Annotated in this window: 12 protein-coding genes; 2 read left to right on the top strand and 10 right to left on the bottom strand. The window is 59.7% G+C overall.

Annotated features, from left to right (window positions below; translation table 11 throughout):
- Window positions 1-26: 26 nt before the first annotated feature.
- The 4 genes from AQZ50_RS15865 to AQZ50_RS15850 are packed head-to-tail and all read right to left on the bottom strand — an operon-like array spanning window position 27 to window position 3,775.
- The gene (locus AQZ50_RS15865) at window positions 27-674 is read right to left on the bottom strand and encodes a PIN domain-containing protein (RefSeq protein ID WP_067747681.1); all 648 of its coding nucleotides are present in this window, start codon (window positions 672-674) and stop codon (window positions 27-29) included.
- Entirely contained in the window at window positions 649-1,830 is a 1,182-nt protein-coding gene (locus AQZ50_RS15860) for a helix-turn-helix domain-containing protein (RefSeq protein ID WP_067747678.1), read from the bottom strand. Before AQZ50_RS15860 ends, AQZ50_RS15865 begins: the two co-directional genes overlap by 26 nt.
- Entirely contained in the window at window positions 1,821-3,209 is a 1,389-nt protein-coding gene (locus tag AQZ50_RS15855; protein WP_156427400.1) for a 7-cyano-7-deazaguanine synthase, read from the bottom strand. Before AQZ50_RS15855 ends, AQZ50_RS15860 begins: the two co-directional genes overlap by 10 nt.
- Window positions 3,206-3,775, bottom strand: a complete 570-nt coding sequence (locus AQZ50_RS15850; RefSeq protein WP_067747675.1) for a hypothetical protein — start codon at window positions 3,773-3,775, stop codon at window positions 3,206-3,208. The genes AQZ50_RS15855 and AQZ50_RS15850 overlap by 4 nt, the downstream gene beginning before the upstream one ends.
- A gap of 473 nt (window positions 3,776-4,248) precedes the next feature.
- Between AQZ50_RS15850 and AQZ50_RS15845 the strand changes: the two genes are divergently transcribed.
- The gene (locus tag AQZ50_RS15845; protein ID WP_197412523.1) at window positions 4,249-5,922 is read left to right on the top strand and encodes a DUF6119 family protein; all 1,674 of its coding nucleotides are present in this window, start codon (window positions 4,249-4,251) and stop codon (window positions 5,920-5,922) included.
- 255 nt (window positions 5,923-6,177) lie between these two features.
- On the top strand, window positions 6,178-6,957 hold the full coding sequence (locus AQZ50_RS15840) for a hypothetical protein (protein WP_067747673.1): 780 nt from the start codon (window positions 6,178-6,180) through the stop codon (window positions 6,955-6,957).
- 304 nt (window positions 6,958-7,261) lie between these two features.
- Here AQZ50_RS15840 and AQZ50_RS15835 read toward each other — a convergent pair whose 3' ends face one another.
- The 6 genes from AQZ50_RS15835 to AQZ50_RS15810 form a co-directional block, all read right to left on the bottom strand.
- Window positions 7,262-7,744 (bottom strand): hypothetical protein, encoded by a 483-nt coding sequence (locus AQZ50_RS15835; RefSeq protein ID WP_156427399.1) that lies wholly within the window; start codon window positions 7,742-7,744, stop codon window positions 7,262-7,264.
- Window positions 7,745-7,766: 22 nt separating this feature from the next.
- Window positions 7,767-8,318: a hypothetical protein gene (locus AQZ50_RS15830; protein WP_067747671.1), complete on the bottom strand. Its 552-nt coding sequence runs from the start codon at window positions 8,316-8,318 to the stop codon at window positions 7,767-7,769.
- Between the two features lie 5 nt (window positions 8,319-8,323).
- On the bottom strand, window positions 8,324-8,914 hold the full coding sequence (locus AQZ50_RS15825) for a ComF family protein (RefSeq protein WP_067747669.1): 591 nt from the start codon (window positions 8,912-8,914) through the stop codon (window positions 8,324-8,326).
- Window positions 8,915-9,144: 230 nt separating this feature from the next.
- Window positions 9,145-12,123, bottom strand: a complete 2,979-nt coding sequence (gene mobF, locus AQZ50_RS15820; RefSeq protein WP_067747667.1) for a MobF family relaxase — start codon at window positions 12,121-12,123, stop codon at window positions 9,145-9,147.
- 3 nt (window positions 12,124-12,126) lie between these two features.
- Complete coding sequence (locus tag AQZ50_RS15815) at window positions 12,127-14,580, bottom strand: type IV secretion system DNA-binding domain-containing protein (protein ID WP_067747665.1); 2,454 nt, start codon at window positions 14,578-14,580, stop codon at window positions 12,127-12,129.
- Window positions 14,564-14,860, bottom strand: coding sequence for a hypothetical protein (locus tag AQZ50_RS15810; protein WP_067747663.1), 297 nt, complete (start codon window positions 14,858-14,860; stop codon window positions 14,564-14,566). Before AQZ50_RS15810 ends, AQZ50_RS15815 begins: the two co-directional genes overlap by 17 nt.
- Window positions 14,861-15,119 lie beyond the last annotated feature (259 nt).

Genomic DNA, 15,119 nt, shown 5'->3' with positions numbered 1-15,119 from the left:
ACTGACCAAGAGTGCTTCGATTTCTTTCAATCGGAGTCGCGAATTTCCGAAGCTTCGGCTGCGTCGGCCAGACCGGTCCGGACACGCGCGGGAAGGCTCAAGCACAGCCGCACTCTTTCGGGTCCGAGGCAGTCACAGACCTCATTGAGAAGATGGTCGGGAACCCGCATTCGCGCTTGCGTAAGCGACGCGAACAGCACCGTAGCAAGCGTGTCAGCGTCCAGCATCAAGCGGATCTGTGCGCTTAGTAGAAGGTCGGTGGTCGTGGCGACGGTCAAGTCAGGAAAACGTGCTGTGGCGACGCCAATTGCCTTGCGCTCGTCGATCAAAGCAGTTGTGCCGAGGTGAAGAGCGAGCGCAAGTGTAGCCGCCTCCCCGTCATCCAATGTCTGACTGGCTCGTCCCGCAACCAAGCTCAGGTAGATGCCCTCTGCTGCCTCCGGCAAATCCATTACAGTTATGTAACCGTCCGCGATCAGCGGCGTGATAGCAGCGTAGGTGCTACGCCCCCTATCGCGACCACGTTCAAGTTCGCCGAGCACGATGCTTGGAATGATTGTAGACGCGGCCAAAGCGCGCAGCACGTCGGTCGCACGGCCTCCGGCGACAAGGTTTACCCAGACGCTAGCGTCGGCGACAAGCGGTGGTTCAGGCCGAAAACGAACGGGATCCATCCGTCTCAGCTCCTTCCGCTTCAAACTCGTCAATAAGGGCTCGAGCGTCGACGCGGTCAATGTGAAGGAGCCTGGCAATCTGCCCCTCGCTCAGCAGAGCCTGGCGCCAGCTTTCGCTAGCCATCACACCCATGCGCATCGAAATCTGGCGCCGCGCGTCTATTTTTGCATCGTCCGGCAGGATCAGGTCACCGAGCACCTCCCGTGCCTGCGCATCGGTGATGCCACCCTGATGGACAAACCAATCCCAGGTACCGGGCTTTGCGAGCCCCAGCTCCTCAAGGCGGCGCACCATCGCCTCACGTGACACCCCGAAGATATGGGCGAGCAGGATGATGTGCCGGCGGGTTAGCTTGGAAGCACCGGCAGTCAGCTCCTGGAATTTGACATGCACGGCTCGAGCCGGAGTGAGGAAACAGCGCGCAAAAGTGTTCGCATAGCGCTCCTCACGGGTCGATTCGAGGGTGCCGTCATGAAGCGTATCCGGCGCGTGACGAGTCGAAATGAAATGCCCCAGTTCGTGCGCACCGGATTGGGTGCGGCGCTCACGCGGATGGTCGGCATTGAGTAGGATGCAGGCACCTGCACGTTCGTCGAAGGCGTAAAGGCCGGAAATCTTCGGATCGAGCTTGCGGATATAGACACGCGCGCCCAGCTGCAGTTCAAGCAGGCTCACTATATCATGGACCGGCGCCAGTCCTAAGCCCAGCCATAGCCGGAGTTCAGCTGCGTCCTGCTCAGCCTGAGATCCGACATTGCCCGGCAGCAGCGGACGCTCCGGCGGATCGAGTCGCGTGCGCTGGATGCCCAACACATCCTCTAACTCCACCTCGGCCTGAACGAGATGGTTGAGCAGATCGACCGCAGCTTGCAGCCTGTCGTTCTGCTCGCCGGTTTGACGGAAACGCGGCCGCAAATCGACGCGGACGCTATCCTGGCGGAGCAACTCATTGAGCGACAGGCCATAGAACACCGCGAGTTTTTGCAGCTCGTCGACCCTCGGCCGACGCTGCCCCTGTTCCATCGCGACCACAGTGGTGCGCGCGACATCAAGCAGGGCTGCCGCAGCAGCCTGAGTGATCCTCGCGTTCTCGCGAGCCTGACGGAGCAAGTCTCCCAAATTCTTCGGCGATAGGCTGTCCGGAATCAGTGCCATGGTGACACCATGGCCACTCGGGCGACGAACGAACGACTGCCTAGGCTGGCTAGGAAGCCAAGCCACTCCAATCGGTGTCGTGCAAGCAAGCTCTTTAGGGCTCGTTCGCCTTCGGACATCTCGATCCCAAGCGCATCGGCGGTTTCACGCGCGACCCGGCGGACAACTCGCTCATGCAGAGCAGAGCCGCTGAGCGCCGCGAGATGATCGAGATGCAGGATGCCGGCGAGCCCATATTCGCGAAAAGCGGGTGACATGCCGGAGAAACCTGCCACGATGCCGTCTTCCATCTCGGCCGCGCCGAGGTTTTCCCAGATATACCGCGAGTTTGGCTCGTCGATCCCAGCGCTGTGGATGCTCATACGTCGCAACATGCAAGCTGCACAGATACCGCACTGACGGCGCTCGCCTTCAAAGCTGACGCGACGAGAATCCTGCCAGCACGAACGCGTATCGTGCCAGGTTGGTGGGTTGGCAAGCGCGCTCGCCGCGGCGAGAGTTTCGCCCTTGGTGTGCCAGATACGAGGATATTCATAGGTTGGGGCCTTGTCGGTGAGGGCTAGGAACAGCCTCTCGATACGTCGGGTAAATGCGGGATGGACGCGATAGTCGGGATAGCCCTGTCCGGACGAGGCAAGGATGGGTCCAAGCGCACCCTGCCCGCTCTCTGTAACCACGATACGGCTGACGGGCGCCAGTTGCGCGGCGATGCCTGTGATGATCGCGAACTTGAAGCCACGTGAGCGAGCAGACGATTCGACGCGCTGCCGCTTGCCCAGCTTCACGTCGAACGGAACGATAGCGAAACGACGCTTTTTGCGCGGAACCTTCGCACTATCGACGCCCTTAGAGCCGAGGCGGACACGGACGAGGCCGCCTTTCTCCTGTTCCTCGACGATCGCGGCGACTGCCCGGGAATCGAGCCCGTCGCTATAAGGCATGATCACCTTGTCGGGGGTGTCGAGATCGAGGCGACGAGACTTGGTCTCCTCGACTGGATTGCGGCGTTTGGTAAAGCTCACACTCCACCGATCTCCGGTAAGAAAAGCGAGCGCTTCCTCGAGTGCGTTACGAACCGGCGGCGAGCCCCATTTCTCATCCTCATCCACCGCGACTAACAGGTCAAACGACCGTGCCCAGCCCCATGCCGGCCGCCGAACGCTAAGATCGCAATATTCGACGGCGGCTGCGATCACGAGCAGGTCGATCAGATCAGGACGCCAACTGGCAAAGAAGAAGTCCTTCAGCCCTTCGATCGACAAAGTTATGGTCTCACCAAGCGTAGCCACGCGCGCGCCGTCGCGTGCCAATTCTCCTGGCTCGATAGCATCAACACGGTGAGGCACCGCGTTTGCGACATGATATGTCTTGGCAGTCACAATGCAGGTCCATCATCGAGACCGGAATAGACAACGGTGCGGGTTCGCGCTGGCGCGTTAGGAGCACGCAACATCATCCGCGCGACGCCAGACACTTCTACACCGCCATGCGCCTCTTCGAGCCGCGAGCGAGTGGATCGAGCCCGGTAATCGGTAGCTTCGCGTTGCACATGTTCCTCAATTTGGCGACTGCCGGCAAGCAGGCGATCCGACACGCTGGCCTCGGCCGCCCACTGGAGTGCTGCCTGACCGCGCTCGCCGTTCTGCAGCGCCTCGATCGCGTTGCTCACGAACCCATGCTCCATGGTCGAAGCGCATTCGCGGTGTAGCGCATTTAGGTCGGTGATCCGTAAATCGAAGAAGAGCCCCGGCTCGTCCGGCCCGATAAGCAACGTTGTTACCTTGCGCAAGAGGCCGGTCGACAGCTCCGCACGACAGTCACGCTCCGCCGCCTGCTGAAGGGCTTCAGAGATTTCAGAAGGCGAGAACGATGACAGATAGGCTCGCTTAGCGGCCTGCTTCCACTTCGGCGACATCGGCAACGAACGGTACGGACCATCACTCATACGAAGCCCTCCTGTCAGCTTGAGTGAAGGAAAAGCCTGACAATGTCAACATCTTTATGGGTAGTACCTGACACGGCCCTGCCGATCGCTCTTGAGCAAACTCACAGCATTACGATTAAATTGTGGATTGACCCGAGCATCGCATCAACCAGCAGCGCCGTCTGGACGCACACAATCCATTCAACGTATAAACTTATCCGCCAACACGCCCGACATTCCCTCCTCCTAATGCGATCGTGGGGGTCATAGATTAAGCCGGTCAGCATGGGCACCGAACGCGAAGTTTTATGGCCTCGCGCTGTCAGGTTCGTAGGAAGAAAAATTATCTGATGCGTGACTTGGGTGAGAGAGGATGTACACAGACTTACGGACTAGTGCCCCAAAATTGAACAAAGGCAATTTCGGGCGATAAAATCCCTTAAAATACAACAGAACATTCTATATCCTCCCTCGATATGAGATTGGGGAGGCCAATGCTGATGATTGCGAAACGCACCAAAGCGCCAGCCGATTCTACATCCACGATTTCAATTCGCCTGCTGCGCAAGGATTATACTGTCGATGAAGCCGTCCGCGATAACAAGAAGCTAGCGGAACAGGCGGCAACCACCGGCAGGCTGTTCCACGAACAGACCGGCGGGTCTGCCCCTGGCTGGCTTGGTTTCGTCAACGCCTTCGTTGTAGGCGACCCGCTCAAACTCCAGAACCAGAGTTGTTCGGCGGTACTGTTTCTCGACGTCACCACGGGGAAGAAAAGTAAGCGGACTTTCGCGTTCGCCTTTGGCGCTGCCCACCTCTCACTCCAGGCGAATGCGTTCGAACGCAACTTCGGCCTCAAGGTCGCGCTCAATTCGGTGGCAAGGGCCAGCCTTAAAAACGTCGATGTTGCAACACTCGATGCAACGTCGTTCCAGAAGCGCATGCAGGCAAGTCGTAAGTCCGACCTGGGTGGGTTCGGGATCGATGTCGAACGAGACCTTTTCCGTCTAGCGGGCGGAGTGCCAACCGATACCGATTTCGCCAATTCTCTCGCCGGTCGCGACGCTCTGACGCTAAACACCCGTATCATTCCTACCACCATTGCCAACAAGTGCCGGAAAGCGCTCAAGCTGTTCGAGGCACAGGATTACAAGAAGGACTATGCCTTCATCGATCAGGTCACGCCTGTGCGGGAGGCCGATATTGCCGAAACCCTCGACGATCTCATCTACAACGAGGTTCAGCTCTTGCTGGCAGACCAGCCCTCCGACCTCCACCTCACGATCCCTGAGGTCATCGATCCGGAACAGTCCCACGAGATCGGTTTTTTCGGCGTTGGCTTCCGCAGCGGCAGTAAAAGGGCCTACGGCGAACTGACGATCGAGGATTACATTCAGGAATTGAAGAGCGGCAGGCCAGCGGAGCTCACCTGCATACAGGATATCAAGGCTAGCCATGAGGTCCGGGTCGTCATCGATGGCCAAGGTCAGCGACCAAACAGGCGCAAGGTCTACGACTGCATGGTGTTCGAGACCATGCACAAGGGCAGCACTTATGTTCTGTTTGCGGGAGACTGGTACTGCATCGACAACAATTTTTACCAAAGTGTCGAAGCCGATTTCCAGAAGTTTCTCAGCAAGAAGCCCTTGGTTGCGAAGACCAAGGCGCTCAACGAGCGAGAGTTGATAAACGAACTCAATGCCGATCCGGACTTACTGATGCTAGACCAGGTCAAGGTCTCGCCTGCCAGCGCCACCGGTGCTAATATCGAGCCATGCGATTTCTTGTCACGGGATAAGGCCTTTATTCATCTGAAGGATGGGCATGGATCGGATCCGATCAGCCACTTATGGAATCAAGGCGTAGTCTCGGCGGAATCGTTCGTGCGCGATGCCACCTTCCGCATTGAGATGCGCACCAAAGCGCTGAAGCGGCAAAAGGAAACTAAGAAGAAGGGGTTCGAGAGCATCCTGCCTGACGGTCGGCAGAAGAAGCCAACCACGTCCGAGTACCGAATTGTGTATGGCATCATGCGCCATGCTTACAAGCGCTCGAAGAATCTTGGCCTGCCCTTCTTCAGTAAAGTCAGCTTGAGATCGGCCGCGCAAAGGCTTGAACTCATGGGGTTCACGGTCGAGGTTCACCTCATTGAAAAGCAGCATGCATAAACGTTCGCCAAGCTTCCTGCTCCATCGCCCACGGAGTGTTGTCGGAACCACGCCGACAGAGTTGTTGTTGAGCACCTCGGATTAGTTCTAAGACAGTAGCCGGTCGTTCATACTGCAACCGCCAGGCTGACAACTAAATGGTGGGATCGTTGTCGATCAACAGGTAGCATAGCCAGCGGACATCTGTCGAAAGAAGCGGTAAATCGGCTTGCTATTCATCGAGACGACCATTTCAAAACGCTCGGGATAACTATCATGGACAAGCCAAGCCGATCCGAGAAAACCCAACCGGGCAACCCGCACGAATTGACGATCAGGCAGCATGTCTACCCGGCCAAGAGCATCGGGCGGTTCGTCGGAGCCGGCGGCGTCGATCTGCTCGATTGGAAAAACGGTAAACGTCGAAAGGCACGGCCGAACGATTCTATGTTCTGCGCCGATCGCGCGTGGAGTCATGGGGCTGAGCAGGGTTTCATGAAGCAGATCGAGGACTGTTTCCAGCAGCTCACGGATGATGTGCTGGCCGAAGGTCAATTCCGCACCAGTCCTGCCCGGCAGCATACCATCACCGAATTTTTTGCCCTGTGGGGCACACGTGCCCACCGCCGTCAGCTTGCCAGTCAGACGCTAGAGACGTCAGGAACGCCTCGTGTTGCTTATACGCGGGACGAACTCGAAAACCTGGAAAAGAATAACATAATCGGCTTTAGAGCGGACGGAAGCATCGCTGCGCGCGACATTGCCGCTCCCGTCATCAGGCTCAACATCGACCGAGTAGTGGCCGATATGGCGGGACATTCCTGGGGCCTTCTGACAGCCAGCGAGGGTGAGTTTTGCGTGCCCGACGCGCCGCACCGACCCATCGTCCCGATCACACCGACCCTGGCCTTCATGCTGAATGGGCTTAGCGGACCCGTTACAGGCAGATTCGTTTCCCTGCTCAACGCTGCCCAACGGCAATGGGCCAAAGATTACGTCTTTGCCCGCGACCTTAGTGCCTGCCCCGGCATCGACTTGGCTGTTCACGGCGATTAAGCAAAAGGGAGGGGGGGGCTTATCCTCCCCCGCTTTAGCTCACTTACGCATTGAAACGATAAGCAGCACCGCTACGATCAATAGATTAGAATCTATCATCAACTTTTCTCCCCGTTTTAGCAGGGAAGACCGACCCCACAAACGGGCAGCGCGTTGAAAGCGTTGCCTTCTATTTAGCAAAATGCGCCGCCCAAAACGGGCGGTTTTGGCCCTTAGGCAAAAATAAATTTCGCCGGGGAAGCAGAGCCGCTTTCCGGCGCGCCGAAGTGGGCTCGACAACCCTTCCGCGTGATCAATGCGCTGGTCAGAGCCTTTGCCGAACTGAGGTGCAATCATAGGTGACGGGAGCTTTTCCCGGCACCGTGGCCACGCCCTTGCCGGTGATCCGCGACAAGTGGAAATCCCACTGCCGCGTCAGCTTCCCAAAGCCAACGAACATGCCGGAAAAATCATAGCTGCTTTCGTCCATCCGAAAGCCCATGACCGGCCCCATATGGTTCATGTAGCCCTGCCATTGGTGCGTGATACCCACTAATGGAGCTGTCCCCGTACCTGCCGACATGCCAAAGCCGTTCGCGGGCGCGCAGGGCGTCATATCGACCGCAAACGGGGCCTTAATGCAGCCTAGGGCTGCACCAAACCCTGTTCGGATTCCCAGCGATATTGAGATGTCCGCCACGTCGGCGTGAGAGCATTGCACCAGCTCGCCTGCATGGGCGGAGGTGGCCAGACTGGCGCTGGCGATCATACCGATAGCGATGCGGCGTCCGCGCTTCAAAATGTCCAAGATTCTTCCCTTGCCGCATCGCTTACAGCGCGAATTGCGGCTGATTGAATGCTGCGACCTTCGAGGACAGCCCCATCTTCTTTTCAGCCTTCGCCTTCGCCACGTCTGACATATTGGCCAGCAGCGTTTCGAGGGCATGGCCATCTTTGACGTTGACGAACGTTTTGGCTTTGTTGACGAACACCACAGACGCTTTCTTGGCCTTCAGCAGCTCGATCACGTTGCTCAAGGTGCCGGTGCTTTTCGCGTCCCAGATCATCAGGCCGTAATTGGCTACCTCTGCCATCTTCACGTCTTTTGCCGTGAAATAGGCGCGTGTACCCGGCTCAGCATCCGGATAGACATGCTCGACCGTCCAGTCGCCGACATTGTTGCGCGGTCGATCGCCGCTGCAATAGACCGTCACATGCTCTGCTTTGATACTGGCCAAGTGTTGTTGAATCGAGGTGTCCGCGCCGTCGGCATCCCCGACCGCCACGGACAGCCCCGAACTTACCGCTTTCGAGATCCGATCCTTAACCCGCTGATCGAGCCGACTGATCGCGATCGAACCTGCAATGAAGACCGTTTCCATATCTGTCACCATGAGCAAGTTGCTACAAAAATTTGGCTGATCTTCGCATATCCGCGTAGAATCGCGCAAGCCGCTTCCAGCGTCGCGCCGGAATCATATAGATCATCGACCAGCAAAGCGCCCCATTTCCCGTCGTTCGTAATGATCGCGGGATTCAGCACGAAGCTGTGGGCCAGGGCGGCGGCCTTTTCCGCCTTGGTCGCCAGATCCTTGATCGCTGGCGTGCCGGGGGGCGGTGGCATTTTGGTCAGCAGCCCATTCGCGTAAAACAAACCGAGTTTCACGGCCAGCTTTTCAGCGATTTCGTCGACCGGCTGACGCGGGCGTGGCGTTGTCGCCGGCATCGGTATGACCATCGCGAAATCACTCAGAGCAGGCACGATATGTTCGCGCATCGCTTGTGCCAACGGCTCGGCCTGGTTGTAGTCACCGCGATATTTAAGACGAAATAGCGCCTCCCCCGGCTCCGAACGCTCGGTATCGAATTTTGGACGCCCATTATCGTAATGGCCAATGCAAACGCTTTTCAAAACTTGCTTGTGAAGGGCGAAGCCCTTGTCCCAATTGCCGTGCAATTCCCGCAGATTGACTTCCATAGCCACGCCCCCGTATGGGTATGGAAGATGGCGGCAGGCTTGCAGTATGGCAAGGGGGTAGCTCCTCCATGGCTTTTGAAGCTGACCTTCCAGAGACCACAGCATGCTGAAGGATAATCGTTCAATCTATCGGCATGAACGAAAGGCAGCTTGGCCCCATCTGCGTCCTGAAGGCGACATTCCGGTCAGTCCACAATCCCGGGCAATTCATCCCGCGACCAACCCCATAGTCACAACCCCAAATCGAGCTTCTTCTCCGGAACCCTGATCGGCTTACCCAACTCGCCGGGTGTTGGCGAAAGCGTCCGTTCGGAACGCAAGGAATCAAGGTCGATCGCAAACGGATCACGCGGTTTGGGCGAACCGGGCTTCGCCGCCCTATCGCCCAAAGCCATGCCCCCTTTCGCGACTTCCAACGCTGATGCCTTGTCACCCGGATTGACAGAAATGCTGCGCAACAATCCATCTCGATCATTTGTGTAGATGGTCAGGTCATCCCGAACTCGTGTCGCCATGACGTGTGTCAGCCGCTGGTTCGACAAATGCCGCTCAGCGGAATGCATCACGCCGATGCCGAGATCCGTGGTCATGCCCTGTGCCTGGTGCATATTGATCGCATAGGCGAGGCCAAGCCGCGACAACATCCGGTCGCCGGGTTCGAGAACCAGGCGCGCGCCTTCGGCGGTTTTGATTTCGATCCCCACATCGCTCATCGCCAATATCTCCGCTTCGGCCGAATTCAACAGCCCCCGCGCCTTGTCGTTGGCAGTCCAGCGAATGCGGTCGCCCTCGTGCAGACGAACCGACTCACGCTCAGACAGCATGAAGGGGTCGCGCGCATCGGTCGGATCAAGTTTGCCCGGCTTGAATCGATGCTCTTTTCCAGCCTCATCGCGCAAGGTCACCACGCCCTTGGAATTGACGCGAACAACGTCGTAGGCCCCGCGCGCCAGGCCGCCTGGTCGATCGCGAGAGGCAACCTCAAGCAATTGCCCGGGATGGTAATTGCGAGCGTAGCGCAATTCCTCCCGCGTCAGATTTACGGCCTCGACACGGGTGACATCAACCCCAAACCCGCGCAGCGTACCTTCGGCCAAAAGCCCTTGCTGAACATAGGCATTGAGAAACGCGCGGGTGTCGCGCCCCGAGGCATAGAGCGCGGTCCGCTCGCGGTCCTCGGCGGACAGTTCGAGCCACTTTTTTGCAGCCGCCTCGCGAAAATCGGCACCAGCGCTGACCACCCGGTCGCCCAGCACCCGAAATGCGCCTGCAAATTCACCCATGCGCGTGAGTGTGGCCACGGCCTTCATGTCGTCGGTGCGCTGGCGATGGCTGGTATCCATGCGGGCCATGGCCGGCCCATGCGACTGGACCAGCGCGAACGCCTTGCCCGCATCGATCGGCTGAAGCTGAGCCCGGTCACCGATCATGAGCAGACGATCAAGACCAAGCCGATTGGCGATGGTCACGAGGTCATTCATCGGCTTGTTCGCTACGAGCGATGCTTCGTCGAGCACCACAATCGTATCCTTCAACGCGTCGCGTGCGGCATCGAGCGCCTCGCCCTTTCCCGCCTGAGCAGCGCGAAGATGCGCATGGACGAACGATGACACCGTCTGCGCCTCGATACCGGCATCGTCCTTGAGCATGGCCACCATGGTGTTGGCCTGCGCGAGGCCCAGCACCTGCTTACCCTCTGCCTGCGCAACGTCGGCAATCGTCGCGATCAGGCTGGTCTTGCCGGCACCTGCAACACCCTGGATCACCACCACCCGGTCCGAGCTGGACAAAGCGAGGATACCTGCCCCCAATTGCTCCTCGCCCAAGGGCCGCTCGCCAGCCCGATCCTGCAAGGCAATGGCGGCACGATCGGCAGGCAGGATCACACTGCCCTGCCCCCGCCCGGCATCGATGCCATCCAGCAATCGCTTTTCCTCGGCGATGTGTTCCGGCGTTGTCACATGCGTAATGGTGCCATCCGGCCGGGTCGGCACGCCGAACACCAGTCGCCCCTTGTCCGCCAGCGCTCGGATGCGCGCTTCCACGCCATCGATGGTCACCCCCTTGATGCCCAGATCGAGCGCCGTGCGCGAAACCTCGTGGATCGCGAACGCCGCCTCGCGCTGGCCCAGAATGCGGATCGCCGACGCCACCGCCATCTCGGCACCGATTTCGGGCGCGGTCATGGAAAGCCGCGCTATCCCATTGGTCAGCAAGGGATCGCCCGGCCTCAGCCATTCGCGCATAGTCCCGGCCCAGTTGCCGAGGATTTCGCCAACCTGCCGCACGGCACCAAGCCCACCAACGATCCGGCCCACCTCGGCCGCGCGCGCCCTGGCCCCTGCGACCAGCGCCTGACCATCAAACCCCAACCCAGCCGCCCGCTCCCGCCACTCCGCGCGCAAACCATCGCGGTCGTCGAGATTGATCTTTGCATCGCGTGTCCTGACGACAACCGCGTCACGCCCTCGTGGGGTAGCAACACCGAGTGCTGCCGCCTTGGCCAGAACCTCTTCACGTCGCTGACTGAAGGCCGTCACCACATGCTCGGGCACACCATCGATTTCAAACTGCCCATGCTTGCCGGTCAGGCGGGTGTCGTAGCCCAATTCCTCGACCACTGCCCTGAGCGCCGCGTGATAGACGCTGCCGATGATCGAATTGTTCTTCCACAACGCGTCATTGTGCAGCGCCTGCCACTTGCCGGCAACCTTGGTCAGGTTGGCCACCACGACATGGAGATGGGCCTGTGGGTCCAGCTTGCGGCTCGTATCGTGCTGGAACATTGCATAAGTCAGATGCCCGGTGCGGATCGGGTCGCCCTTGCGATTGCTGTCGTAAGTACGGCCTTCGGCAAAGGACCGTTCCACCCAGCCCATGGTCTGGCGCACCGCCTGCAAGTGAGCGTCGAGCAGCCGCTCATCGCCCGCAACATAGGCAAGGACACTGGCCGATTTCGGCATGGAAAAGGTGAGGTCGATCCCGGCGCGCCGCCGCTCGGGATCGCCCACCTGTTCGCCGTCGGGCAGGCGACCGTTGAGCAGGTCCTCGAAAACCTGCTTTTCCACTTCGCCGTCAAGCCCGAGCTCGGCAGCCCCTCGCCCACCCCATGCACTGACTTCGCTGGCATGCTCGCCAGTGTAGTAGTCGTCCTTCGCAAAGTAGTCTGCTGCCCCGCCGGCGGAACCAACCGGGGCGATCGAGAGCATCGATCAAAGATCCAGGCTCATGCCGTCATCGTCACGGCCGTGATCGTCGCGATGGCTTTCAGGACCACGGCGCTCAGTGCCCTTCTTTTCGGAACTATCGCCGTAAGCCTGTCCGGTCAGTTCCTCGATGGATATCTGCTGAACCTGGCGAGATGCACCCGGTGTGCCACGTGGCGACGCCCTGTCCATCGGGTCGGTCGATGTCGGGCCCGAGCGGGCTCCGCCAAGATTCGGCCCTTCCCGCGCGATGTCGCCGCGGTGCGACCGAAAGCTGTCGAGCACGCGGCGCGCTTCCTTTGACGGCACGACGGCCCCCTCGACGATTGGCAACTTCGCATCGCCCTCACCCTTCGGCGGCACGCGGTTGGCAAACGATGGTGTGATGGGCACATTCATCGCCGCGAACAGATCGGGCGACGGCCCCGGCCTCACGGACCGTTCCGGCTGTGTCGGCGCTTCAACCGCGCGTTCGTTGTCGACGCGCATTTGCGGCCCGCTGTCCGCGCTTTCCGAATTGTCGTCTGTGGCGCGCGGCTGCAGCAGACCTGCAACCGGCATGGACTTGTTGCGCATAAACCGTGGGGCAATCACGGGATAGTCGACCCATTGGACCTTGATGTAACCAGCCGGAAACCCCTCAGGAAACTTCACGATACCGGTCAGCGATTGCAGATTGACCAGGTCGGCAGGCAGCATCAGCGGCTTGAGGCTGGTGCGCGGGGTGATGGTCGCCGCATCGCGCGATCGGGTGGCCCCGATCGAGTAGGCCTCATCGATCTCGCGCACTTCGTGTTCGCCAATGATGTCCGAAGAGAATGTGGCCGTGTGCTTGTCTCCGGTGGAGAGCAAAACCTTGGTGCGGGCAAGCGATGCGAGATTGTGCGCGCCCTTCTCGCCATAAGTCTCGGCCAGCTTGTCGAAGCTGTGCATCCCGAGAACAAAGGCACCTCCGAAACCGCGCGCGGTCTGCAAGCCGTGCTCGACCGCGTGCAGGCGATGGAGCGCATGGACTTCATCGAACAGGAACCACATCCGCAAGTCGCGGTGGTCGTTTTCCATGGTCATCAGCGAATTGACCGCGAGGTCCACCCACAAAGTCAGCAGCGTCCGGCTGAGCACGAGATCCCGAAAGATCGAGGTGATGAACAGGATCGATCCCGGTTCGGCATCGCCTTCGACCCATCTGCGGATCGAGAACGGTTTGCGGCCGCCCGGCACCGGATCGGGCAGAAACCGCATGGCGAGCGCGTTGGTGTTGAACACCGCGCGCACCGATTCCGCGAGGCGTGGTGCCTTGGGGTTGACCAGGGGCGCGGCGATCGACCCGAGGAGCGCTTCGCACAGCGCCTCGAGGTCGGACGTCATCAATTCCTGAACGATGGCCGCGTTGGTGGTGTGCCCTTTGGCCACCAGCTTCGCGCACATCTCCACGAACAGCGTGCGCGCCGCCGAAACCCAGAACGGATCTTCCGCAGACCCGTCGCCACCCGGGATCAGCGCGGCGGCGGCCGACATGAAGTCGGCGTAGTTGTCGCATTCATCGAACAGCGTCCAGGGCGGGCAGCGTTCATCCATCGTGTTGAGGATGATATCGGTCTCTTCGCGGTAGAACGTTTGGACAAATGTCCCGGTCAGATCGAAGATCACGCAGCGGTGGCCACGCTCGCGCGCCTGCGTCACCAGGCTCTTGAGGATCGTGGTCTTGCCGGTGCCGGTGGATCCCACCAGCATTGCGTGGGTCTGCTCGAACCGCCAGGGATAGGGGATGCCGGCAATGGTGTAGGGCACGTGCAGCCCGAGCCCGATGCGCTCCGCGATCGGCCGCGCAGCAACCTCTTTGGGGTCAAGGTCGGGATAGCGAACAGCCAATTCGGCGGCGAACTCGGCGGCATTGTGCGCCTCGATTTCGCTGGCGAGGACCTCCTTTTCGACCAGCGTGGAGCCGCGCTCGTGCCGATCCTCCATGGTATCGTCGCTGGTCTTCTGGGACAGCTTGACGAACCAGGCGGCGAGCGGGGCCGTCAGCGTCGCGCTACCCGCGAAGGCCACGATGATACAGCGAATGAACTTGGTAACCGCGCGCGCGACTTCGGGATAGTCCGGCACGTCGCCGATCTGCATGGGTTCGATCGTATCATCGGGCAGCGTCAGGTTGATCATGTGGCTGGGGTCTAGCCCGACCAGATGCCAGAAACCGGCAAAGAGCCGCATCTCGACAAGCTGGATCTCGTGCTCCTGCATCAGCAGGGTCAGCAGCAGAATCAGCAGCACCGCAAAGCTGCCGAGCGCAGCGATCAGTGGCCACTGGAAGCCATCGAACATCACCGTGTAGCGCATGCGCACGAGTTGCGAGCCACGGGTGAAGGCGCCGAAATTGCGGAACACGGTGCCGCGCGCCGACTTGTGATCGACTTTCACTGGCCGCCGGTCGAAGCGGATGTCATCCTTGCGGGGCATGGTACGTCCTCGCATTGGCAATGGCACGTTCGAGCAGCGGTTCGGCGTCCGCTGGCGACAGGCGATGCACCAAGGTGTCGAGCGCCAGACTGGCGTACTCGATCAGCGTGACCAGCCGGGCATGGTCGATCGCCTGCCCGCTTTCGGCAAAGGGCAAGGCAGCGTCGATCAGCTGGCGGACCACGGCTGCCTCACTGATCTGATGGCGCTCAGACAGCGCCTTGATGCGTTGATTTTGTTCGGGGCTGACGGACAGCCCCCGTTGGACACGGCGTTTCATAACAGCTCCCAAGACGGGAGCCTGATCCGGTTATCGCAACTTCATCTTACCCGGATCGGAGTCCACCAGCAAGCGGCGGAATCGCTACCGGATTGGAATTTGGCGGTTCCAAATCGTACCGAAATACAGGTCTAACAATCAGTATGTTAGGCAAAGCACACCCGTTTCGGTATGCGATTTTGGCCGAAGATGCGGGTGCATACCAATTCGGGTATGCAGCTCAAATGCCGTACTCAGATTGGAGCACAAAGACTAACAT

It is taken from the genome of Novosphingobium sp. Fuku2-ISO-50 (assembly GCF_001519055.1).
GTDB lineage: Bacteria > Pseudomonadota > Alphaproteobacteria > Sphingomonadales > Sphingomonadaceae > Novosphingobium.
Note: the sequence above shows the minus strand (reverse complement) of the source record. Positions and strands in the feature narration are given on the sequence as shown.